The 21,737-nt window shown below is 60.4% G+C and carries 19 protein-coding genes; 8 read left to right on the top strand and 11 right to left on the bottom strand.

The window, feature by feature from the left end:
• Positions 1 to 113: 113 nt before the first annotated feature.
• Together PspR84_RS24405 and rimI are read left to right on the top strand one after the other, a co-directional pair.
• Positions 114 to 863, top strand: coding sequence for an energy transducer TonB (locus PspR84_RS24405; protein WP_160060138.1), 750 nt, complete (start codon positions 114 to 116; stop codon positions 861 to 863).
• Positions 856 to 1,308, top strand: a complete 453-nt coding sequence (gene rimI, locus PspR84_RS24400) for a ribosomal protein S18-alanine N-acetyltransferase (RefSeq protein WP_007912963.1) — start codon at positions 856 to 858, stop codon at positions 1,306 to 1,308. The genes PspR84_RS24405 and rimI overlap by 8 nt, the downstream gene beginning before the upstream one ends.
• Before the next feature lie 97 nt (positions 1,309 to 1,405).
• On the opposite strand, the gene PspR84_RS24395 is transcribed toward rimI, so the two are convergent.
• Positions 1,406 to 1,810: a serine kinase/phosphatase gene (locus tag PspR84_RS24395; RefSeq protein ID WP_160059428.1), complete on the bottom strand. Its 405-nt coding sequence runs from the start codon at positions 1,808 to 1,810 to the stop codon at positions 1,406 to 1,408.
• Positions 1,811 to 1,951: 141 nt separating this feature from the next.
• On the opposite strand from PspR84_RS24395, the gene can reads away from it, so the two are divergent.
• Complete coding sequence (can, locus tag PspR84_RS24390; RefSeq protein WP_160059427.1) at positions 1,952 to 2,596, top strand: carbonate dehydratase; 645 nt, start codon at positions 1,952 to 1,954, stop codon at positions 2,594 to 2,596.
• A 20-nt stretch (positions 2,597 to 2,616) separates the two neighbouring features.
• Here the strand turns inward: can and PspR84_RS24385 are convergent, their stop codons facing one another.
• The 6 genes from PspR84_RS24385 to PspR84_RS24360 form a co-directional block, all read right to left on the bottom strand.
• The gene (locus tag PspR84_RS24385) at positions 2,617 to 3,141 is read right to left on the bottom strand and encodes an SET domain-containing protein-lysine N-methyltransferase (RefSeq protein ID WP_160059426.1); all 525 of its coding nucleotides are present in this window, start codon (positions 3,139 to 3,141) and stop codon (positions 2,617 to 2,619) included.
• Between the two features lie 180 nt (positions 3,142 to 3,321).
• Positions 3,322 to 4,509 carry a hypothetical protein gene (locus PspR84_RS24380; RefSeq protein WP_160059425.1) on the bottom strand — a complete coding sequence of 396 codons (1,188 nt, stop codon included), beginning with the start codon at positions 4,507 to 4,509 and terminating at the stop codon, positions 3,322 to 3,324.
• Positions 4,510 to 4,628: 119 nt separating this feature from the next.
• Positions 4,629 to 6,323, bottom strand: coding sequence for an acid phosphatase (gene acpA, locus PspR84_RS24375; RefSeq protein ID WP_160059424.1), 1,695 nt, complete (start codon positions 6,321 to 6,323; stop codon positions 4,629 to 4,631).
• Positions 6,324 to 6,422: 99 nt separating this feature from the next.
• Positions 6,423 to 8,150 (bottom strand): J domain-containing protein, encoded by a 1,728-nt coding sequence (locus tag PspR84_RS24370; RefSeq protein ID WP_160059423.1) that lies wholly within the window; start codon positions 8,148 to 8,150, stop codon positions 6,423 to 6,425.
• A gap of 11 nt (positions 8,151 to 8,161) precedes the next feature.
• Positions 8,162 to 9,859 (bottom strand): molecular chaperone HscC, encoded by a 1,698-nt coding sequence (locus PspR84_RS24365; RefSeq protein WP_160059422.1) that lies wholly within the window; start codon positions 9,857 to 9,859, stop codon positions 8,162 to 8,164.
• A 189-nt stretch (positions 9,860 to 10,048) separates the two neighbouring features.
• On the bottom strand, positions 10,049 to 11,467 hold the full coding sequence (locus PspR84_RS24360) for a TIGR00366 family protein (protein ID WP_160059421.1): 1,419 nt from the start codon (positions 11,465 to 11,467) through the stop codon (positions 10,049 to 10,051).
• A gap of 351 nt (positions 11,468 to 11,818) precedes the next feature.
• Between PspR84_RS24360 and PspR84_RS24355 the strand changes: the two genes are divergently transcribed.
• A complete protein-coding gene (locus PspR84_RS24355) occupies positions 11,819 to 13,132 on the top strand; it encodes an MFS transporter (protein ID WP_160059420.1) in 1,314 nt (437 codons plus the stop codon).
• A gap of 39 nt (positions 13,133 to 13,171) precedes the next feature.
• On the opposite strand, the gene PspR84_RS24350 is transcribed toward PspR84_RS24355, so the two are convergent.
• Positions 13,172 to 14,542 carry a gluconate:H+ symporter gene (locus PspR84_RS24350; protein ID WP_160059419.1) on the bottom strand — a complete coding sequence of 457 codons (1,371 nt, stop codon included), beginning with the start codon at positions 14,540 to 14,542 and terminating at the stop codon, positions 13,172 to 13,174.
• Positions 14,543 to 14,780: 238 nt separating this feature from the next.
• Here PspR84_RS24350 and PspR84_RS24345 point away from each other — a divergent pair, with 238 nt between their 5' ends.
• The 3 genes from PspR84_RS24345 to PspR84_RS24335 all read left to right on the top strand — a co-directional run bounded on the left by PspR84_RS24345 (position 14,781) and on the right by PspR84_RS24335 (position 17,525).
• Complete coding sequence (locus PspR84_RS24345) at positions 14,781 to 16,097, top strand: methyl-accepting chemotaxis protein (RefSeq protein WP_160059418.1); 1,317 nt, start codon at positions 14,781 to 14,783, stop codon at positions 16,095 to 16,097.
• A gap of 121 nt (positions 16,098 to 16,218) precedes the next feature.
• Positions 16,219 to 16,818 (top strand): flavin reductase family protein, encoded by a 600-nt coding sequence (locus PspR84_RS24340; protein WP_160059417.1) that lies wholly within the window; start codon positions 16,219 to 16,221, stop codon positions 16,816 to 16,818.
• Positions 16,819 to 16,892: 74 nt separating this feature from the next.
• Positions 16,893 to 17,525, top strand: coding sequence for a LysE family transporter (locus tag PspR84_RS24335; protein WP_160059416.1), 633 nt, complete (start codon positions 16,893 to 16,895; stop codon positions 17,523 to 17,525).
• Between the two features lie 41 nt (positions 17,526 to 17,566).
• Here the strand turns inward: PspR84_RS24335 and PspR84_RS24330 are convergent, their stop codons facing one another.
• The 3 genes from PspR84_RS24330 to ggt form a co-directional block, all read right to left on the bottom strand.
• Positions 17,567 to 17,938: a helix-turn-helix domain-containing protein gene (locus PspR84_RS24330; RefSeq protein WP_064387655.1), complete on the bottom strand. Its 372-nt coding sequence runs from the start codon at positions 17,936 to 17,938 to the stop codon at positions 17,567 to 17,569.
• A gap of 3 nt (positions 17,939 to 17,941) precedes the next feature.
• The gene (locus PspR84_RS24325) at positions 17,942 to 18,244 is read right to left on the bottom strand and encodes a type II toxin-antitoxin system HigB family toxin (protein WP_095122959.1); all 303 of its coding nucleotides are present in this window, start codon (positions 18,242 to 18,244) and stop codon (positions 17,942 to 17,944) included.
• Between the two features lie 249 nt (positions 18,245 to 18,493).
• On the bottom strand, positions 18,494 to 20,326 hold the full coding sequence (ggt, locus tag PspR84_RS24320; RefSeq protein WP_160059415.1) for a gamma-glutamyltransferase: 1,833 nt from the start codon (positions 20,324 to 20,326) through the stop codon (positions 18,494 to 18,496).
• Between the two features lie 267 nt (positions 20,327 to 20,593).
• Here ggt and PspR84_RS24315 point away from each other — a divergent pair, with 267 nt between their 5' ends.
• Positions 20,594 to 21,694, top strand: a complete 1,101-nt coding sequence (locus PspR84_RS24315; RefSeq protein WP_160059414.1) for a DUF2817 domain-containing protein — start codon at positions 20,594 to 20,596, stop codon at positions 21,692 to 21,694.
• The last annotated feature ends 43 nt before the right edge of the window (positions 21,695 to 21,737 follow it).

Raw genomic sequence — 21,737 nt, 5'->3', positions numbered from 1 at the left:
CGATCAACAGCAAGCGATCTTGAACGAAGGGCGGTAGAATCAGCGCACTTCAGTTATCCACAAGTGGCCGACCCTTGCTAATCGAGTCCCGCCGCCGCGCCTATTTGAACGCCATGCAGGTGGTCAACTGGCTGCCGCGCACCGAATTGCCCTTCGCCGCACCCTCGCGGCCCGAGCTGCTGGACATGCCCGAGCCCGAGGTAGAGGCGCCGGTCGTGCTTGCACCGCAGGCCGAAGCCCCGGTGCAAACGGCTGCCGCTCGTCCGGTCGAACGGCCGAAGATCGAAGTGCCGCGTCCGTCGTTGGCCAGCACCCGGACCAACGCCAAACCGGTGGAAGAGGCCGACGACACGCCAGTGGTCGCCAAACCGGCACCGGAGCCGCCACCGCGTTTCGCCCTGCAACTGCTGCGCGCCGGGCGTTGCCTGCTGCTGGTCGAGTTACCCACAGGCGAACCGTTCCAGAGCCGTGATCCCGCGTATTTGCTGCTCAAAGACATGCTGCGCGCTGCCGGTCTGCCGGATGCACCGCAAATTGTCGGCGAGCCGGTACGTTGGCCGTGGCTCAATCGCGGCACCATGGATCAGGGCCCGGAAGCGGCGCGTGACTTTGTACAGGGTTTCCTTTCCGTGCAAATGGAAGCCGCTCCGTGTGCCTGCCTGTGGCTGATCGGCCTGCCGGCGGTGCGTTTTGCCGGTGAGGCGGATGCCGAAGCGTTCAATCGTGAATTGCAGATCGAAGGCCTGGGCTCGGCCTGGGCCATTCCCGGTCTGGAATTGTTAATGGAAGAGCCACAGCGCAAGGCCGCTGTGTGGCAAGCCATGCGTCGGCTGATGGCGCGCTGGAAAGAATCGAATGAGTGACGCTGTATCGTTCCGCCCGATGACCGAGGCGGATCTGGAAACCGTGCTGAAAATCGAGTACGCCGCTTACAGCCATCCGTGGACTCGCGGGATTTTTCTCGACGGGCTGGGCAAGTACCAGATCTGGCTGATGTTCGAAGGTGAGCAGCAGGTTGGCCACGGCGTGGTGCAGATCATTCTGGATGAGGCGCATCTGCTCAATATCACTGTCAAACCTGAGAATCAGGGGCGCGGGCTGGGGCTGACGTTGCTTGAGCATCTGATGTCGCGGGCGTATGCGGCTTCGGCGCGGGAATGTTTTCTGGAAGTGCGTGACAGCAATACGGGCGCGTTCAAGTTGTACGAGCGTTATGGCTTCAACGAGATTGGCCGGCGCCGGGATTATTATCCGGCGGTGGGTGGGCGTGAAGATGCCGTGGTCATGGCCTGCACCTTGGTTGACTAATGACCTGTAGGAGCTGCCGAAGGCTGCGATCTTTTGATGTTGCGACCAAGATCAAAAGATCGCAGCATTCGGCAGCTCCTACAGGGCGGCGCGTCTATTAGCGGTTGCCATCCATCGGATCGCGCCGCGCCAGCTCCGCCTCATCCAGCCCATTGCCACCGCCAATGTCATCCTCATCGACAATGCTCAAATCCCAATCCGCCTGATTGCCTTCACCTGCCTCTTCGGCATCACGCGCACCGTCTTCATGAATCAGCGTTTCCGGGCTCAGGTCATCGTCAGTCGGCTCATGATCGGCGACTGAAGCCCCGGTCATCCCGGCCTCGCGCACCCGCTCACGCGGCATCAACTGCTCGCGTTCACGTTCAGGAATCTCATCACCGATTTTCGCGCTCGGTTGGTCTTCATCGAAATCCAGCTCATGCACCGAACCCATGCGGTCTTCGTTATCATCGATGGGCTCTGGTTGCTCCGCATCGTAAGGGCGTCGTGAATCAGTCATGGCAATTCCTCATACTGTGGGCCTTACTTAGGTGGACTCACCGGGCACACGAGAATTCCAATGAAATCACTTGCGCTGGCGGCGTGACCCCGACGGGTGGTCGTCTGTCATACCAGCGCATCTTTCTTGAGGCCTTACAGCATGCATGACTTACAAGACCTGATTGATAACAACGAGCGTTGGGCTGACGCGATCACCAAGGAAGACCCGGATTTCTTCGCCAAACTGGCGCGCCAGCAAACGCCGGAATATCTGTGGATCGGTTGTTCCGACGCACGCGTGCCGGCCAACGAAATCGTCGGCATGTTGCCAGGCGATCTGTTCGTTCACCGTAACGTCGCCAACGTGGTGCTGCACACCGATCTCAACTGCCTGTCGGTGATTCAGTACGCGGTCGATGTGCTCAAGGTTAAGCACATTCTTGTCACGGGCCACTACGGCTGCGGCGGTGTGCGCGCATCGATGCAGGATCGGCAGTTCGGTCTGATCGACGGCTGGCTGCGTTCGATCCGTGATCTGTATTACGAAAAACGTGAAGAACTGGCCAAGTTGCCGACGGAAGAAGAGCAGGTTGATCGCATGTGCGAACTCAACGTGGTCCAGCAAGTGGCTAACGTCGCCCACACCAGCATTATCCAGAACGCCTGGCATCGCGGGCAGAGCCTGTCGATCCACGGTTGCATCTACGGCATCAAGGATGGCCGCTGGAAAAGTCTCAACACCACCATCAGTGGTTTCGAGCAATTGCCGCCGCAGTATCGTTTGCGGCCGGTCGGCGCGTTGTAAGCCGCTTTTCAGCGCACCTTTCAGCGCAAACCGGAATGCCGCCAGCGCTGTAGAAAGTGGTGGCCTTCGAGGCTGGGTGGTTCGTCGAAACCGGTGATCCACCCGCGGCAACGTGAGGAACCGCAACCGCAGGCGAACTGGTGCAAGAGTTTGTCTTCGGTGGCGGCGTAGTCCATGGTCAACCGTTCCCCCCTGTGGATATCTTTCAGCGCCCACAGCCATAACTCGCTCATGTCGAGAAATACGTTGGGGTCGCAGGCGTGTTCGATCAATCCGCAGAAGCGCGGGTCGTAAATGTGGATCCCCGTCAGCAGTTGCCGGGTCTGGCGGCAGCGATACGGCAGTAATTGCCCGGACACCCGGCACATCCGGTGGGTGTGCAGAAACTCGCGCCGCGCCGCGACCGCCGTTGGGGTGCCGTGCTCATCCTTGATGATTTCGAAATCGACGCTCGATGGAAACCCCAGCCGTACGGGCAGACCGGCGAAAGGATAGATGCCTTCAGTATCGCGTGACGCCGATTGCGCCATGGCGTGGATATTCATATCAGTCCTTGTCGCAAAGCTTTTGCGACTTCCTTGGGTTGACGTCCTGTCAGTACTGCAACGCCACTGGTTGGATCCAATCGTGTCCTATTAGGTATAGCGGGTCTACTGTCAGATCTGACAGGCGATTTAGACGCTTTCCCGCGTCAGCATTGGCTGACACGGGAACGCTTCAAGCGGCTATAGGTGCGGGGCAGGGACGGCGGTGGTTGGCAACGGTGCTTGCAATTGCTTCAGTTGGGCCTTGATCGGGGTGGTAGCGCACTTGGCGGTGGCTTGTTCCGGGGTCAGATTACGGATCGAGGTGTAGAACAGCTCGCAGGTTTTGACTTTCTGCGTGACCTGCCATGTCTGTGTGCAACTGCTGAGGGTAGTCTGGGCATCGCTGCCAGGTTTGCTGCCCATCCCGGCCTGCCAGCAGGCGGCACTCAAATCCTGACCCATGACTTTCAGGCCTGCTGCATCAGCCTTGGCCTGTGCATCGTCGCCGGTGTAGCTCTTCGGGTCAGCGGCGTACCAGATGTAACTCGGGTGGTTGGAACCCAGCACCGGCACTTTCACGCCTTCGCTCGGGCTGATGGTCGCCAGCCCCAAGACATTCACAGTCGGCCCGTATTGCTGCTTGATCCAGTTACGCACCGGCGCACCGAACGCGACCATCGGCAGCGTCGTGCCGCTGGCGGTCTGGCTGAACTGTTTGACCAGCGTGGTCTGGTAGTCCTTGAAGTAGTCATACACGCCTTCCAGATCGCTGCCGGCATTGGACGGCGCGGCAATCGGGGCGATGTCGATGATGGTTTGATAGGCCGGCGTCTGCCCGGCAGGAATGCCATTGTCAGTCAGCAGCGTCGCCCAGCGGTCGGTGGTGTTCGACCGCAGATAATCCTGTGCCTGGGTCAGCGAGTAATCTGGCGGAAAGTGCAGCAACTCGACACTTTTACGGTTTTCCAGAGCCATGCCCAGCGGCAGGAACAGATACCAGCTGTAGGCCCATTTGCCGTCGGCGTTGAGTTTGCTGGCGCCGGTGTAGGCCAGATCCCCCGCATCCAGCAGCGCCGACAGCGGTTTGTCGTAATCCTTCGGCACGCCGGTGATTTCGGCATAGAGCTGGCCGTTGTCGGTTTTTACCAACACCTTGGCATCGGTATAACCATCGCGTTGTACGCTCTGGCTCAGGTAATGGGCGACGGTCTGTTCCAGCGTCCAGTTGCGGAAACAGATCACGCTGCAGTTGTTGGGATAAGCAAAGAGACGGGTGACGCGTTCGGTGCTGCCCAGTTTCAAGTCGACATCGGCGTGGGCGGCCGCGCTCAGCGTGAGTGCGGTGAGAGCCAGTGCAACGGGGGTAAGTCCTGCGAGTTTGAACATGCTCAGATCCTTTTCAGCGTCGGTTCCCCGCGTTTCGGGGGCGGCTCATAGTGGATCAGCCGCGTTTGACAGAGAAGCCGTCATCGGCAGAATTTTGCGCAAACTCGCAGGGCTGGTTTTCAGGCCTGAAAATGCAGAGCGTTGGTCAGATCGCCCATGGGTTTCTGGCCCCGGGCAATCATCGACTCGTCCCGTTGTTTGAGGCCGTCGAGGGTCTCCAACTGGAAGACACGAGTGATCAACCGCAGGATCGATGCCGTGTCGTAGACCGTGTGATCCACCGTGCTCTTGCGTGCAAACGGCGACACCACCAGCGCCGGTACTCGTGAGCCTGGCCCCCAACGGTCGCCCTTGGGCGGTGCGACGTGATCCCACCAGCCGCCGTTTTCATCGACCGTGACGATCACCACCATGTTTTTCCACTGCGGACTTTCGCGCAGCACTTTCAGCGCGCGCACGATGTGCCGATCCCCGGAAGCCACGTCGGCATAACCGGCGTGCATGTTCAGGTTGCCTTGGGGTTTGTAGAAACTCACCGCCGGCAACTTGCCCGCTTCGGCATCGGCGAAGAATTTGTTGCTGCTCGATTCATCACCCAAGCCAGCATCACGCAGACGCTTGTTGCGCTCGTCGGGGTTCTCCGGACCTTGCTGCTTGAAGTAGTTGAACGGCTGATGGTGATACTGAAAATTCGGAATCTTCGGGATGCCGCCGGAGTCCTTGTACTGATCCAGCGTCGCCTGCCACGCACCGGCATACCACGCCCAATCGATGTTGTTTTTCGACAGCTTGTCGCCAATGTGTTCGTGGGTTTGCGGCACCATGACGTTGGGCAGATCCGCTTTGGAATACGCCGGGCGCTCCGGGTCGCGAATCCAGGTGGGCCAGTAGGGCGGGGCGAGGGTGTTGACGCCGAAGCCGTCCGGAGTCAGCGCACTCGGGCCGAACTGCGGCGGGCCGGTCATGGCGCTGGCCGGCGATGCGTCCAGCGGCTTGAGGCGCGGATCGGCCGGATCATCACTTTGCAACGCGGCGATCTGTGATTTGGCGACGGAGTTGGCCGCGTCCGGATAGAACGGCGCGGTGGCGCTGATCAGGTACTGATGGTTGAGGAACGAGCCACCGAAGGCGCCCTGGAAGAAGTTGTCACACAGCACAAACTCCTGCGCGACGTCCCACAGGCGCAGGGAATAACGGCTTTGGGCGTAGTGGCCCATGGTCAAGCCACCGGAGTCGGCCCAGGCGACGAAGCCGTCATTCTTGCCGCCGTTGATCTGCATCTGGTTCTGATAGAACACGTGCCACAAATCGCGGGTCACCAGACCGAATGGCAAATCTTCAGCATTCGGGCCTTTGAGGGCGAACGGTGCATTGGCCAGGTTTTGCTGAAACTGCGTGGCGTTGGGATAAGTCACGCCATCGAGGGTTTGCGGGCCGATCTGCAGCACACCGCCCCAGACCGGAGGCAGGGTTTGCAGCAGCGAGCCGTCGCGGTCACGTTGTTGATAGTCGCCGGGCTTGAGCGCTGCCAGCGGTTTTTCGACACCGGGGAAATCACCGAACAGGTTGTTGAAACTGCGGTTTTCGGCATAGATGACCACCACGGTTTTCACCTGATCGCGCAGGGCCTTGTCCAGTTCGGCGGGCGTCAGCGGGCGTTCGGTCGGTTTGCCCGGTTGATCGCTGGCGCTGCCACACCCCGCCAGCGTGGCACCGACACCCAGCACCGCGACGCCGCCGAGAAAGCGGCGGCGACTGGTGTCGGTGGGGTGATTGGATTCAGGTGCGTCAGTGCCGTCTGTGTCGTCTTTCATCTGTCAGCCCGTTCTTGCTTAATTGTTTCAGTATGTTTCGGGCGGACGCTAGCAAGTGAATGTGACGGATGGATGACAAGCGGCACTGGCGCTGTTTGCCTAGCCGGGCATGAGTTGACTGAGCGAAAAGCCGAGTCTGCTGGCCGCCGTGATCGCGGTCATGACCACCAGAAACAGCAATTGCAGCGGACTGAAGTGCGCCCAGTGCAGTGCGGTCAGCCAAGGACGGCTGTGGCTCAGCTCCGGATCGAGCGAACCGATACGGCGTTTGTGCACCAGTCCTATCAGCAGCGTGCCGACATAAGTGAGCGCGCCCAGCGGCCCGAGCATCAGCGAAAACAGCAACAGCATGACCACCTGCGGGATCCCGTGACGTATCACCAGCCAGTGCGTGTCAGGGTTCCATTTGCGTGGAATCAGTCCTTCGGTGAGCCACAGGTCGGGGACTATCACATGGGCCGTGAGCACCACCCACCAACTCAGTGCAAAGCGGAAAAACCAGACCGGTACGCAGGCAAAGATCATCGGAATGAAGATCAGATTGGCGGTATCTCTTTTCTCAAGGCCCAGATAAAACAGGCAAAGAGCCAAGGCAATGGCCGCCCACACGCGTACCCAGGTTTCGGCAGCGATGGGCCGTGGAAAAAACCGCCGCCAGTAAAAAACGTCGGCGTAGGGCAAGCGCGCCAGCAGTTCCGGGAAGCGCCATTTGAGGTTTTCCGACAGATCGTGGCAGGCCTGCCATTCATTCTGGCCAAAGCCGTCGATGATCTTCTTCTGCTGCAGGGGCTTGAGCGGATTGATCAATAGATGCGCCGCTTGCACGTCGGCCGCCCACATCCGGTCGCTTTCAGCCTTGGCGCGCAGATTGTCGTAGAAGCTTTCCTGATCGCAGCGTTCGATCAAGGCGTCCCAGAGCCAGTCCGGTTGCGGGTGCAGGCCTTTGTTGTGATCCCAGCCGAACAGTTGGCCGATGCGGTCGAACAGCGGCACGCTCCACTCGGTGTCATTGAGCAAGTGCAGCAGGGTTTGCTGCCATTGTTCGCGGCGATCGAATACCTGCAGCCACGGTTGAGCGCTGTAGCGTTTGAGCACGTTGAGAAATTCGCGTTCGCTCTGGCTTTCGAGCAGCGCCTGCAAGGCGTTTCGGTAATCGGCCAGCAGGCTTTCGGCGAGCTGGTCGCGCTGATGATCATTCATCAGAACGTCCTGCCACGGCCCCAACCATCCAAGTTGCTCGACGGCCCAGTGCAGCACCGGGCTGCGCAGTTGCGGCTGTTCAAAACACAATTGCAGCAACAACCTTTCGAAGGCCTTGGCGCAGCCTTGCTGTTGCGCCTGATCCCAACGCTCGCCGAGGTTTTCGGGCGATAGCCCCTCAAGCAGTTGCCGTGCGGCCTGCGCTTCAAGCGCATACGCCTCTGTGTCCGGGGCCGCCGGCAGTGGCTCGACAGGCAAAACATCATCCTTCGCCGGCGGCGCAAAAGGCTCGGGGGCTGCCGGGTTGACGGGCGGAACGTCGAGATCGGCAAAATCCCACGACGGGTTTTGCCGGTGGCTGTGTTTGTTTGCCAGTGCAGCATCGACCGCCAGCGCGGCAAAGGCGCTGGAAGCCGTGGCCACGGCGACGTCGTCTTCGTCCGCAGGCTCAGCGTTTTCAAGGCGCCACCGGGCAATCGCCAGCGCTTGTTCGTAGGCTTCACGCAGGCGCTGGAAACCTTCGGCATCCTCATCGGGGCGGAAGGTTTTCAGCAGGCGCGCATAGGCGCGCTTGATGTCGCGGGTTTCAGCGTCATCGTGCAGGTGCAGCACCGACCAGCAATCCATGGCCAGGCTCCTTATTGCCACGGGGTGCGATCAAGTTCGCTCAGGCGGCGGCTCAAGTCGGTGCGCACTTCACGGATCTGGCGCTCGTCCTGAGAGTCGAGCGCGATCTGGAATTGCTTGGCCCAATCGCCCATGAGATCACGCAGATCGCCCAGGCTTTCCTGATAGAGGCGCTCCAGACGTGCAGTCAGCAGCGTGTTGACCTGCTGCTCGCGCGGATGAATCTTCAGCTGTGCGAGGTTCGCCAGGCGTTGCTGGATCTCCTCGGGGGACAGCACGCCCGGGTTGTTCTCGATGACCAGCGAATGCTGTTGTCCGGTCAGGGGGATTTTTACCTGGGCTTCGAGCAGACCGTTGTTGTCGTAGGTGAAGCGCACGTCGAGGGCAACTTCGCCGGCCTTGCGTTTGGGCACCTTGATGTCCAGTTCGCCGAGCGCCACGTTGTCTTTGACCAGGCGGCTTTCGCCCTGGAAGATCCGCACGACCACCTGTTCCTGATCGTCGTGCAGCGTGTACACGGTTTTCACTCGACTGACCGGCACGATGCTGTTGCGTTCGATGATCGGCAGGTAGTGGCCGCTCTCATAGTTGCGGCCGACCTGCGTGGAGGTCTCGATGCCCAGCGTATAGGAGCAGACATCGGTCAATACCACTTCTTCCAGCGCGGCGGCGCGGGCCTTGAGTGCCGCTTGAATCGCCGCGCCCTGTGCCACGACCTGATCCGGATCGAGGGTGATCGACGGGAACCGGCCGAACAGCCCGGCAGCGAGTTTGCGTACCAGCGGCATGCGCGTGGTGCCGCCGACCAGCAGAATTTCGTCGAGGTCGCTGACGCGGATGCGTGCATCGCGCAGCGCCCGTTCAATCGGCGCGCGCAGGCGTTCAAGCAGCGGCATGTAAAGCGTCGCCAACTGTTGCTGGGTGATGGTTTGCGTCCACTGCCGCTCACCGAGCTGCAAGCGGAATTCGGCGCTGTCGTCCTGCCCCAGCGCCTTGCGCACGCGCTCGGCCTCGCGACGTAGCGGCTGGATGACGCTGCTGCGCTCCGGGAAGTCGGCGGCCGAACGGTGCTGGCTGATGAAGTGCTCAAGCAGCACGGTATCGAAGTCTTCGCCGCCGAGGAAGTTGTCACCGGCGCTGGCGCGTACCTCCATCACGCCTTCGAACAACTCCAGAATCGACACGTCGAACGTGCCGCCACCGAGGTCGAAAACCAGGAACGAAGTTTCCTTGTCCCGTTGGTGCAGTCCATAGGCGAGGGCGGCAGCGGTCGGTTCGTTGATCAACTTCTCGACCTTCAGCCCGGCCAGTTCGCCGGCGATCCGCGTAGCCTTGCGCTGGGCATCACTGAAGTAGGCCGGGACGCTGATCACGGCTTCGGTGACGGTTTCGCCAAACGCACGCTCGACGTCTTCTTTCAGACTCTTGAGCACCAGCGCGGACAACTCTTCCGGGCGAAACGCCTTGTCGGCCAGGTACGTTTGCGTGGCGCTGCCCATGTGGCGCTTGAACAGCGATGCGGTCAGGCGCGGATGCGTGTGCAGACGCTCACGCGCCGCCTGACCGACCAGAATCCGGCCTTGATCATCCAGGCCGACAACGCTCGGTGTCAGGAACTGGCCCAGGGCATTGGGCACCAACTCGGTGGCATCGCCCCGCCAGACGGCGACCAGGCTGTTGGTGGTTCCCAGGTCAATCCCTACGATCATTGCAACGAACTCCCTTTGCGCTTGGTAAAAAATGGAAACATTTATCGGTGCGCAGAATATTACCGAGGGTGCGATGCGGTAAAGCAGGATGATGGCTCTGAGCCATTATTTGCGACAGGCAGCCCGATACGCGGCTGTTTCAGAAGAAAAGTGCGGAGCGCGGCCAGCATGACTGCGCCCCGCTCGGGATCACGGCATGACGGGCGGTGTATACGCCAAAGTCGTCCCCAGCGCCCACAGCAAAACCAGCACCAGCGGCGTGTGCACCAGCAACTGCACGAACGAGAACCCGATCAGATCCCGCGCCTTCAACCCCAGCACGCCCAGCAGCGGCAGCATGTAGAACGGGTTGATCAGGTTTGGCAGCGCTTCTGCAGCGTTATAAATCTGCACCGCCCAGCCGAGGTGATACTGCAGATCGTTGGCGACCTGCATCACGTACGGCGCTTCGATGATCCACTTGCCGCCACCGGATGGAATGAAGAAACCGAGAACCGCCGAGTACACGCCCATCAACAGCGCATAAGTGTCGTGGGAGGCGATGCTGACGAAGAACGTCGAGATGTGGTGCGCCAGGGTTTGCGCATCGGTGCCTTTGACCGTGGTCATCAGCGCGGCAATCGAGCCGTACAGCGGGAACTGGATCAACACGCCAGTGGTGGTCGGCACCGCACGCGCGACGGCATCGAGGAAGCTGCGCGGGCGCCAGTGCAGTAAGGCGCCGAGCATGATGAACAGGAAGTTATAGGTATTGAGCCCGGAAATCGCGGTGATCGCCGGTTTGGTCGAAAACTCGTGGAACAGCCATCCCGCCGCCAGCAGCACCAGCACGATGATCAGCAGTGGACTGTGTTCCAGCCATTCACCCGGCCGCGTCCGCGGTTGCAGCGGTGGCAGGTTGAAGGCCGGGTCGATGCCGCAGGCCTTGGCGTCGCGCGCCGAATTCGGCCCGGGGGCGGTGGCGTAGGCGATGATGATCGAGATCACGATCAGCGCCAGCAACATGACGCCGGACTGCCAGAGGAAAATCGTTTCGGTGAACGGAATCACCCCGGTGATCGACAGGATCGACGGCGGCAGGCTGGCGGGGTTGGCTTGCAACTGCGCAGCCGATGACGACAGACCCAGTGCCCACACCGCGCCAAGGCCCAGATAGGCCGCGGCGCCGGCGGCGCGGTAATCCATTTTCAGATCAGTGCGGCGGGCGAGGGCGCGCACCAGCAAACCGCCGAACACCAGCGACAGGCCCCAGTTGAGCAAGGACGCGACCATCGAAATCAGCGCGACCCACGCCACAGCGGAGCGGCCGTTTTTCGGGATGCGTGCCAACCGGTCAATCAGTTTCACGGCGGGTGGCGAGCTGGCGACTACGTAGCCACCAATCACCACGAAGGCCATCTGCATGGTGAACGGGATCAGGCTCCAGAAGCCGTCTCCGAACGCCATCGCCGCAGCGGTGGGTTTGGCGCCCATGGCCAGTGTGGCCAGGGCGACGATGATCACGGCCAGCGCGGCGAACACCCAGGAATCGGGGAACCAGCGTTCGGCGAAACTTGAACAGCGCAGGGCAAAGCGTGCGGAGCGGCTATCTTCGATATCAACGGCCACAGGAAGTACCTCGGATTTTTTATGGTTATTGTGGTCCGCGGGAACGCTCGCCGATCTCGACAACACAGAGATCCCTGTGGGAGCGAGCCTGCTCGCGAAGAGGTCGGCACATTCAACATTGAAGTTGGCTGGGCTGGCGCTTTCGCGAGCAGGCTCGCTCCCACATGGGGTTCACGGCGGTTGGCCGGCGTTGGCGTGGTCCCGCTGGACAGGCTTTAACAGTAATTCAACAGCCGATGCTTTGTGAGCAGGTTTTGCAAAACCGGGACTATGGTCTAACGGGTTGTCCACCAGCCCATTTGCGTAGACCATGGGCGCCTTGGTTTTTTGCCTGTTTCCGAGTTCTTTGCCATGACAGCCCAATCCCCGGCCAAACCTGCGCCGTTCAGCCGTTCCGACTACAAGACCCTCGGTCTTGCGGCCCTTGGCGGCGCGCTGGAAATCTACGATTTCATCATCTTCGTCTTCTTCGCCCTGACCCTCAGCCAGTTGTTCTTTCCACCGGAAATGCCCGAGTGGCTGCGTCTGCTGCAAAGCTTCGGGATTTTCGTCACCGGTTACCTGGCGCGGCCGCTGGGCGGGATCCTGATGGCGCATTTCGCTGACAAACTCGGACGCAAAAAAGTCTTCAGCCTGAGCATCCTGATGATGGCGCTGCCGTGCCTGCTGATCGGGATCATGCCGACCTATGCGCAGATTGGCTACTTCGCGCCGCTGCTGTTGCTGGCGTTGCGCATCCTCCAGGGCGCGGCGGTCGGTGGTGAGGTGCCGAGTGCCTGGGTGTTTGTCGCCGAGCACGCGCCGGCCGGCCATCGTGGTTACGCCCTGGGCTTTTTGCAGGCCGGGCTGACCTTCGGTTACCTGATCGGCGCGTTGACTGCGACGTTTCTCGCACAAGTCTTCACCCCGGCGGAAATCCTCGATTACGCCTGGCGCTACCCGTTCCTGCTCGGTGGCGTGTTTGGCGTGATTGGCGTTTACCTGCGCCGCTGGCTGAGCGAAACCCCGGTGTTCATGGCCATGGAAGCGCAGCGTGAAGCGCGGGTTGAACTGCCGTTGCGCACGGTGCTGCGTGAGCATCGACTGGCCATGTGGCCGGCGATGCTGCTGACCTGTGTGCTGACCTCGGCGGTCGTGGTGTTCGTGGTGATCACCCCGACCATGATGCAGAAAACCTTCGGCATGACCGCCAGCCACACCTTTGCCCTCAGTGCCTTGGGCATCGTGTTTCTCAATATAGGCTGCGTGATTGCCGGATTGCTGGTCGACCGAATTGGCGCGTGGCGCACGGTCATGCTGTATAGCCTTCTACTGCCGTTGGGCATCGGCGTGCTGTATGGCTGTTTGATCATGGGCGGTAACTGGGTAGGCCTGGCTTACGCGGTGGCCGGTCTGGCTTGCGGTGTGGTCGGCGCGGTGCCGTCGGTGATGGTCGGGTTGTTCCCGGCACGTATTCGCGTGTCAGGCATTTCCTTTACCTACAACATTGCCTACGCCGCGTGGGCGAGCATCACACCGCTGCTGCTGATCGGTCTGATGCCGTGGAGTCCATGGATCTGCGTGATGTTCTGCGCGGTGATGGGCATGGTCGGCATCCTCAGTGCGGCGTATTTCGGCGCGCGTATGCCGCGAGTCGGCAGCCAATCCGTGGCGCCTTGTTCCTGAAGGCAAGTTAACCGCCTCAGCGAAAACCCGCCGAGGCCGTCACGTCAACCAGTGCCACCACAGCAACGTTCCCACCAGGCCCACCACCGAGACGATGGTTTGCAGGATCGACCAGACCCAGATGGTCTGTTTCAGCTGCAAGCCAAAGTACTCGCGAACCATCCAGAACCCGGCGTCGTTGACGTGGCAGAAGAACACCGAGCCGGCACCAATCGCCAACGCCACCAATGAACTTTGCGTCGCGGCGAGTCCCGCCATCATCGGCGCCAGAATTCCCGCCGTCGTCGTGGTCGCGACCGTCGCGGAGCCTGTGGCCTGACGCAAGGCCACGGCGATCAGCCAGGCCAGCAACAGGTATGGCATGTGCGCGCCCTCGGCGACTTTGCTGATGGTCTGACTGACGCCGGCGTCCAGCAAGGTCTGCTTCAAGCCGCCGCCGGCACCGATGGTCAGCAACAGCACGGCAATCGGCGCGAGGCTTTTGCGCAGGGTGCCACCGACGTCTTCACGAGGCATGCCGTTGGCCCAACCGAGGCAGATCACCGCCGCCATCACTGCAATGCTCAACGCCACCAACGGTTCGCCGAGGAACTTCAGGCTCAGGGCGACGCTGCTTTCCGGGCTCATCGCGACTTTCGCCAGGGTGCTGCCGAGCATCAGCAGCACCGGCAACAAAATGATCAGCAGCGATATGCCGAAACTCGGCTGGCGCGGCGCTTTCGGCGGCGCACTGAACAAAGCACCAAGCTCTGCCGGCTCATCGACGTGCATGCGTTTCGACAGCCAATTGCCGTACAGCGGCCCGGCCAGTATCACCGCCGGGATGGCGATGCTGAAGCCGAGCAACATGGTCAGCCCGAGGTCGGCATGCAACGCACTGACCGCAATCAGCGGCCCCGGATGCGGCGGCATCAGAGCGTGTAGCGTGGTCATCCCGGCTAGAGCCGGAATGGCGATTTTCAGCAGCGGCTGACCTGAACGGCGAGCCATGACGAAGATGATCGGCACCATCATCACCAGACCCACTTCAAAAAACAGCGGCAGGCCAATCACCATCGCCACCAACGCCATCACCCACGGCAGCGACTTGCCTTTGCCCAGCCCGAGCAAGGTCGAGGCAATGCGGTCGGCGGCGCCGGATTCGGCCATCAGCGCTCCGAGCATCGAACCCAGCGCAATGATGATCCCTGCTTCACCGAGAATCGCCCCGGCGCCTTTGCTGAACGCCTTGGCCACGTCTTCGGGCGGTAAACCGGCGCCGACACCCGCGATGAAAGTGCCAATCAGGATCGAGAGAAAGGGCGGAAGTCTGGTGGCGCTGATCAACACGATGATCGTCGCAATGGCCAGCAGGCAGCAGAGAATCAGGCGGGTATCGTGAACCATCCAGGCAGCGGTCGATAAATCCAAAACGGAACTCCTTATCGGGCGGATAGCTGCAACATGTTGTTGCAATTTATCTTGAGAATACCTGATATGGCCGGGCCAGAGCGCTGGGTTTTGTATCTGGCTTGCGCAGGGCTGAGAGGTCCAATGGCCTGTTGAGATTATTTTTGACTGACCGGTCGCGAGCGCTCTTCAGAAAAGATTTTCAAGGCCGATGGTTAGGCTGCATCCCGCTTTCTACCCTGCCCACCGGTACTTTCCCATGTTCAACAAACGCCTGAAGCAAGAGCTGGCCGCTCTTCGTGAAGAACTCTCCAGCCTCGTGCAGGTGAAGGAAAGCCTGGAAAGCGAGATGCTGGTGCTGAACCTTGAGCCCGACGGGCGCATTCAATCGGTCAACCAGAACTTCCTCACCGAGATGCTCTACAAGAGTCAGGACCTGATCGGTCGGGCGATTGAAGACATCGTCCCGGCGCATGTGAAGACTGACGAATTCCATCACCGCTTCAAAAACGCCATGACCCGCGGCGAGCACTTCGCCGGTGCCGTGCGCCTGCTGCGTGGCAATGGTGAAGAAGCGTGGTTGCGATCGATTGTGCAGCCGGTGCGTTCTTCGGATGGGCGGATCAAGCACATTTCGCTGTTTGCCAGCGACCTGACCCGCACCATAGAAGCCTCGCGTGAACACGAAAACCTGATCGGTGCGTTGGTGCGTTCGACTGCGGTGATCGAGTTCGACCTCAACGGCAATGTGCTCAACGCCAACGATCGCTTCCTCAGCGGCATGGGTTACAGCCTGGCGCAGATCAAGGGCAAACATCACCGCTTGTTCTGCACCCCGGAGGAATACAACAGCGCCGAGTACCAGAACTTCTGGCGGCGTCTGAACAACGGTGAGTTCGTGGCTGACCGCTTCAAGCGTGTCGACAGCCACGGTCGTACGGTGTGGCTGGAGGCGTCCTACAACCCGGTGGTCGATGCCAACAACAAACTGTACAAAGTGGTGAAGTTCGCCACCGTGATCACTGATCAGGTCAACCGCGAACAAGCCGTCGCCGACGCGGCGAGCATTGCCTACAGCACCTCGCAGCAAACCGACAGCACCGCCCAGCGCGGTACCACGGTGGTGACTGAAGCGGTCAACGTAATGCGAGATCTGTCGCGACACATGCAAGCCGCCGGTGAGGGTATCGAGGCACTGAACGAGCAGTCGCAGGTGATCGGCACGATCGTCAAAACCATCAGCGGGATTGCCGAGCAGACCAACCTTCTGGCGCTCAACGCTGCTATCGAGGCGGCGCGCGCCGGTGAGCAGGGTCGTGGCTTTGCGGTGGTGGCCGACGAAGTGCGGCAACTGGCTTCGCGCACCAGTCAGGCGACCGAAGAGATTGTCACCGTGGTGCGGCAGAACCAGGAAATGGCGCGCAACGCCGTAGCGCTGATGACCGACGGCAAGCTTCAGGCTGAACAGGGGCTGGCGCTGGCGGCAGAGGCGGGCACGGTGATTGTCGAGATTCAGGACGGTGCGCAGAAAGTCGTGAATGCCGTCGGACAATTCGCCAATCAACTCTCCAACTGACCTGCACACAACCCCTGTAGGAGCTGTCGAGTGAAACGCCGCAGCTCCTACAAAGTTTTCACCTGCCTGTATTTCGATGCTGGCGCTACAATCTGCTCCTTTTCCCCCGGAGCAGATTCCCATGAGCGATTCCCACCGCCGCCCGGTGCCCCTGAACAAAGCCTACCGTTTGCTCAACCACGGGCCGACCGTGCTGGTCAGCGCTGCCCACGACGGCCAGCGCAACATCATGGCTGCCGCTTGGGCCATGCCGCTGGATTTCGAGCCACCGAAAGTTGCCGTCGTCCTCGATAAATCCACCTGGACCCGCCAGTTGCTTGAGGCGTCCGGCACCTTCGTGCTCAACGTCCCTTGCGTCAATCAGGCCGACATCGTGCAAACCGTCGGCAATACCTCGGGCCTGGACATCACCCAAACCCAAGGGCAAGACAAGTTTCAGGCTTACGGCTTGCAGACGTTTGCCGGCGAAAAAGTCGAAGCACCGCTGCTCGACGGCTGCGTCGCTTGGCTGGAGTGTCGCTTGCTGCCAGAGCCGCGCAATCACGAGCAATACGACCTGTTCCTCGCCGAAGTCATCGCCGCCCATGCCGATGAGCGCGTGTTCAGCGACGGGCGCTGGCATTTCGAAGGCCACGATGGTTTACGCACCTTGCACCACGTGGCGGGCGGGCATTTTCTAACGATTGGTGATGCGGTGGATGGCAAGACGCTAGCGGTCTGAATGACGGCTGATGGCAAAACATTGCAGGATGTTGCAAGGTAGAGGGCATCGTCAAACCTATCAGGCGCATGCCCATGGATCTTTCCCTTTCAAGTTATCTGGCGCCGCTGCTGTCGTTGGCCCTGTTGTGGACGGTGGCCGTGGTCACGCCCGGCCCGAACTTCTTCAACATCGCGCAACTCGCGGTCAGCCGTTCCCGCCGACACGGTGTCGTCGCGGCGCTCGGCGTGGCCAGCGGAACCGTGTTGTGGGGGCTAGCGGGTGGCTTGGGCATTCAGTCGCTGTTCAGTGCCGCGCCGACGCTATACCTGAGTTTCAAAATCGCCGGTGGCTGCTACCTGATCTACCTCGGGCTCAAGCAGTTCAAGCGCAAGGCGCCGATCGTCCCTGGCACGCTCGATACCTCGGAGCAAACATTGCTCGGCGCTTACGGGCGGGGCTTTCTGGGCAACATGACTAATCCCAAGTCAGCATTGTTCGTCGCCACCATCTTCGCCACCGCCATGCCGGCTCACATCCCGCCACTGTTACTGGCGCTGGCAGTCATGACCATGGCGACGCTGTCGTTCAGTTGGTATTGCTGCGTGGCGCTGTTCTTCGCCAGTCGTCGGATCGCCGCTGTATATGAGCGTTCGCGGCAATGGCTGGATCGCTTGGCCGGTGGTTGTTATTTGCTGTTTGGGGCGCATCTGGTGGCTAATCGCTGATCGCTAAGCTGCAGTCAAAGACTGAGTTGCTGCAATTTTTATCAGATTTGCTTCATTGGTTTGATCAGGCTTTCGGCAGGAATTCCAAACAGCTCATGAAGTTTCCATATCATTGGCAAAGTGAGTGCCCGCTTGCCATTCAACACTTCATAGACCCTGTTTGTTCGACCAATAGCCGGAGCGAGATCCGCGGCTGACAGGCCTGACTGTTCCATTCGGAATTTGATGGCATCGATCGGATTGGGCAAATCCAGTGGAAACTGTTTGGCTTCATAGGCCTCAATGAGAGTGATCATGATGTCGAAGTAATCACCTTCAGGGGTACCCGGTTCTGGCTCGTTGTCGAAAAGTGCAGACACGTTTTTGAGCGCCGCACGGTAGTCTTCTTCGTTATGAATCGGACGTATGTTCATGGGTTACTCCATTTCGACGGTATCAGCGTCGATTGCATCGTACTGCTTGTGGGTGCCGACGAATTTTATGTATATGGCGCCGAAGCGGTAGGCCACGGCTACGATCAGGCGAAAGTCATTGCCCTTGATGTTGAACACCACTCTGCGGCTTTTCAGAATGCTCGCAGAAGCAAAATGTGCCTTGATGTCCGAGGGCGTTGACCAGCTTGCTTTCCTCGCTTCATCTATCCACGCCAACAGTGGTTGCTCTGAGTCCGGATACCGTTCCCAAAAATTTTTGAGCTGACTGACAGCGATAATTCTCATGACGCGATCCTAGTCCCACTATGGGACTGATGCAAGGCTGCTGGCTGTCGGTGGACGTACGGTTCTAATATTTGCGTGTTCATAAATGCCAGCAGATCCCGAAAGTGTTGTTTGCTGAACGGCCACTTACTCTATCCGTGGCAGCAAATTTTCGGTGTAGGAAAAGGCGACGGGATGCGAGTGAACACAATCTGTTAGCCACAAAAAAGGCCTACCTCACGGTAAGCCTTTTCTCTTTGCGTCCTAGCCTCAATCCCCCAACGCTTCCCCCTCACGCCGTGGATCCGCGCCACCCTCCAACGACGCTTTCTCCTGCGCATCCTTGACCCGCACGATGGCCTGGGTGCCGCTGGTCATGTCGATTTCGTTCACGGCATGCCCTTTGTCCTTCAGTGCCTGAATCAGCGCCGGGCTGAACTGGCCTTGTTCCAGTTCGGTCGGGCCATTGCGGCTGCCGAAGTTGGGCAGGCTGATGGCGCTTTGCGGGTCGAGGTTCCAGTCGAGCAGGCCGACGGTGGTTTTCGCCACGTATTCGATGATTTGCGAACCGCCGGGTGAGCCGACCGTGGCGACGAATTCGCCGCTGTTTCGATCGAAGATCAGCGTTGGCGCCATCGACGAGCGTGGGCGTTTGCCGGGCTCGACGCGGTTGGCGACTTTCTGGCCGTTTTCTTCGGGGATGAACGAGAAGTCGGTCATCTGGTTGTTGAGCAAGAAGCCCTGAACCATCAGGTGCGAACCGAACGCGGCTTCGATGGTGGTGGTCATCGACACGGCGCCGCCGAGGTCATCCACCGCGACCACTTGCGAGGTGGAGATGCGCAGCGGCGAGCGGTCCGGGGCGTAGGCCACTTGTACGCCCGGTGGCGTGCCCGGTTTGGCGCTGCCCATGCTGCGCTCGCCGATCAGGCTGGCGCGGCTGGCGAGATAACCCGGGTCGACCAGGCCTTTGACCGGCACCGGCACAAAGTCGGTATCAGCGACGTATTGCGCGCGGTCGGCGTAGGCCAAACGTTCGGCTTCGGCAATCAAATGCACTGCCAGTGGCACCGGTTCGATGCCCGCCGGTGTGTCGGTTTTTACTGGTTTGAGCGGTGTCACGGAAAGGCGTGGATCGCGGGTTTCCAGTGCCTGCAATGTGCCGAGAATCTGCGCCACGGCGATCCCGCCCGACGACGGTGGTGGCATGCCGCAGACCTGCCAGCGTTTGTAATCGGTGCACAGCGGCGCGCGTTCCTTGGCCTGATAGCGCTGCAGATCGTTCATCGACAGGCTGCCGGGGTTGGCGTGGCCCTGCACCTTGGCGACGATTTCTTCGGCGATCGGGCCTTTGTACAGCGCGTCCGCGCCTTCGCTGGCGATGCGTTTGAGCACCGCAGCCAGCGCCGGATTTTGCAGACGTGTGCCGACGGCTTTGACGCTGCCATCGGCATTGAGGAAGTACTTCGCCATATCAGGCGACTTGCGGATAACCGGGTCGGATTCCAGCAGCGAATGCAAACGTTGGGATATCGCAAAGCCTTGCTCGGACAGTTTGATCGCCGGTGCAAACAGCTTCGCCCATGGCAGGCGACCGTGTTGTTTGTGTGCCATCTCCAGCGCGCGCAACACGCCCGGCGTGCCGACCGAACGACCGCCAATCTGCGCCTGCGGGAACGACATCGGCTGGCCATCAGCACGCAAGAACAGCTTATCGGTCGCCTCGGCCGGTGCGGTTTCGCGACCGTCATACGTGCGCACCTGTTTGCCGTCCCACAACACGATCATCGCGCCGCCGCCGATCCCGGAAGACTGCGGCTCAACCAGGGTCAGCACTGCTTGCATCGCAATCGCCGCATCAATCGCCGAACCGCCCTGACGCAGCATCTCGCGCCCGGCCTCAGCAGCCAAGGGATTGGCTGCGGCGGCCATGTGTTTGCTGGCGTGACGGGTTTGTAGATCGGTGCGGAAACCGGAAGCAGCTTCCGGTGCCAGCGGCAGGGTCGAAGAGGGCGGGGCGTTGCACGCGGTGAGGGTCAGGGCGCTGATGATCAGTGTCAGGGCTGGCAGGCGAAAGCGGCTCAAGGGCAAGGCTGAAAACACGCGGGCTCTCCGTCCGTGGGATAAAAGTCTTCGGGACTTTATCGACCGCTCGGTCGCGACGCAAACCGATGGGCATTTTTGTCTTTCTTTTCGGGGCGGATGTTCGCTAGGGTCAAGCTCAAATTTATGGAGCACCAACATCCCCTGTAGGAGTGAGCCTGCTCGCGATAGCGTCATTACGGCCAACATCAGTGTTGACTGAACCACCGCTATTGCGAGCAGGCTCACTCCTACAGGTAAAGGCATAAAAATCACAAGAGGCCACGCATGCACAGCGAGTTCCCCACCGAATCCAGCTACCGCGATCAACGCGAACAGTTCATCACTGCCGCCACTGCCGCCGGCGCCACGCTCACCTCCTACGCACATCCAAGTTGCGGCCCTTTTGGCGAACCGCTGAGCACAGACGTCGCCGTGCTCGGCGATCCACAGGCCAAACGCCGACTGGTAGCGCTCAGCGGCACTCACGGCGTCGAGGGCTATTACGGCTCGGATTGTCAGATCGATTGGCTGAAAACCTTCGAACCGGGTTCGCTGCCCAAGGATGTTGCGGTGGTCATGGTTCACCTGATCAACCCATGGGGCACGGCGTGGTGGCGCCGGGTCAACGAAGACAACATCGACCTCAACCGCAACCACCTCGATTTTACCGGGCCGCTGCCGGATAACCGCGCGTACGCCGCACTGCATGAAATCTACGCCTGCACTGATCTGAATGGCGCCGAGCGTCAGCGTGCCGACGCCTTGCTCGATGCGCAGATCAAAGAGCACGGCTGGCCAGCGGTGATGTCGATTGTCGAGGGCGGTCAACACAGCCATCCCGACGGCCTGTTTTACGGCGGCCGCGCGCCGAGTTGGTCGAATCGCACGTTGCATCAAATCATCGAAGCGCACCTGGCCGGCGCTGAAACCGTGATGTGTTTCGATCTGCACACCGGCGCTGGTGAATACGGTCATCCGATGTTGCTGACTATCACCCAGGCGCCTTACCCGGCACTCGCGCAGGCCCAGGCAATTTATGGCCCATGGCTTTACACGCTGCACACGGGCGCCGACACCTTGAGCGAAACCGGAGTGGCAGCGACGGCTACCGGGTACACCTCGCAGGCGTTGCTCAATGCCTTGCCGGACGTGCAGTTGATGCCGTTCGTGATCGAGTGCGGAACGTATCCGGGGCCGGATGTGCATCGGCGTTTGCGCGATGACCATTGGTTGCATTTGCATGGCGATCCGCTGGATGCGACGGGGCGGGGGATCAAAGTGAATCTGCTCGAGCAGTTCTATCCGGCTGATCCGGATTGGCGGGCGATGGTCGGTTTGCGCACGCGGCAAATCTGGGCGAAAGGGTTGGTGGCGTTGGCTTGCTGAAAAGGCATTTCGCGCCTGTAGTACCTCGCCGCAACTTGGCGGT

The sequence above is a fragment of the Pseudomonas sp. R84 genome (genome assembly GCF_009834515.1).
Classification (GTDB): Bacteria; Pseudomonadota; Gammaproteobacteria; order Pseudomonadales; family Pseudomonadaceae; genus Aquipseudomonas.
This window is presented reverse-complemented; position numbering and strand designations above follow the sequence as displayed.

Bases quoted from the DNA above. Each gene is read 5' to 3' on its own strand.
- PspR84_RS24405 (WP_160060138.1), top strand. From the start codon at position 114: ATGCAGGTGGTCAACTGGCTGCCGCGCACCGAATTGCCCTTCGCCGCA.
- rimI (WP_007912963.1), top strand. From the start codon at position 856: ATGAGTGACGCTGTATCGTTCCGCCCGATGACCGAGGCGGATCTGGAA.
- PspR84_RS24395 (WP_160059428.1), bottom strand. From the start codon at position 1,810: ATGACTGATTCACGACGCCCTTACGATGCGGAGCAACCAGAGCCCATC.
- can (WP_160059427.1), top strand. From the start codon at position 1,952: ATGCATGACTTACAAGACCTGATTGATAACAACGAGCGTTGGGCTGAC.
- PspR84_RS24385 (WP_160059426.1), bottom strand. From the start codon at position 3,141: ATGAATATCCACGCCATGGCGCAATCGGCGTCACGCGATACTGAAGGC.
- PspR84_RS24380 (WP_160059425.1), bottom strand. From the start codon at position 4,509: ATGTTCAAACTCGCAGGACTTACCCCCGTTGCACTGGCTCTCACCGCA.
- acpA (WP_160059424.1), bottom strand. From the start codon at position 6,323: ATGAAAGACGACACAGACGGCACTGACGCACCTGAATCCAATCACCCC.
- PspR84_RS24370 (WP_160059423.1), bottom strand. From the start codon at position 8,150: ATGGATTGCTGGTCGGTGCTGCACCTGCACGATGACGCTGAAACCCGC.
- PspR84_RS24365 (WP_160059422.1), bottom strand. From the start codon at position 9,859: ATGATCGTAGGGATTGACCTGGGAACCACCAACAGCCTGGTCGCCGTC.
- PspR84_RS24355 (WP_160059420.1), top strand. From the start codon at position 11,819: ATGACAGCCCAATCCCCGGCCAAACCTGCGCCGTTCAGCCGTTCCGAC.
- PspR84_RS24345 (WP_160059418.1), top strand. From the start codon at position 14,781: ATGTTCAACAAACGCCTGAAGCAAGAGCTGGCCGCTCTTCGTGAAGAA.
- PspR84_RS24340 (WP_160059417.1), top strand. From the start codon at position 16,219: ATGAGCGATTCCCACCGCCGCCCGGTGCCCCTGAACAAAGCCTACCGT.
- PspR84_RS24335 (WP_160059416.1), top strand. From the start codon at position 16,893: ATGGATCTTTCCCTTTCAAGTTATCTGGCGCCGCTGCTGTCGTTGGCC.
- PspR84_RS24330 (WP_064387655.1), bottom strand. From the start codon at position 17,938: ATGAACATACGTCCGATTCATAACGAAGAAGACTACCGTGCGGCGCTC.
- PspR84_RS24325 (WP_095122959.1), bottom strand. From the start codon at position 18,244: ATGAGAATTATCGCTGTCAGTCAGCTCAAAAATTTTTGGGAACGGTAT.
- PspR84_RS24315 (WP_160059414.1), top strand. From the start codon at position 20,594: ATGCACAGCGAGTTCCCCACCGAATCCAGCTACCGCGATCAACGCGAA.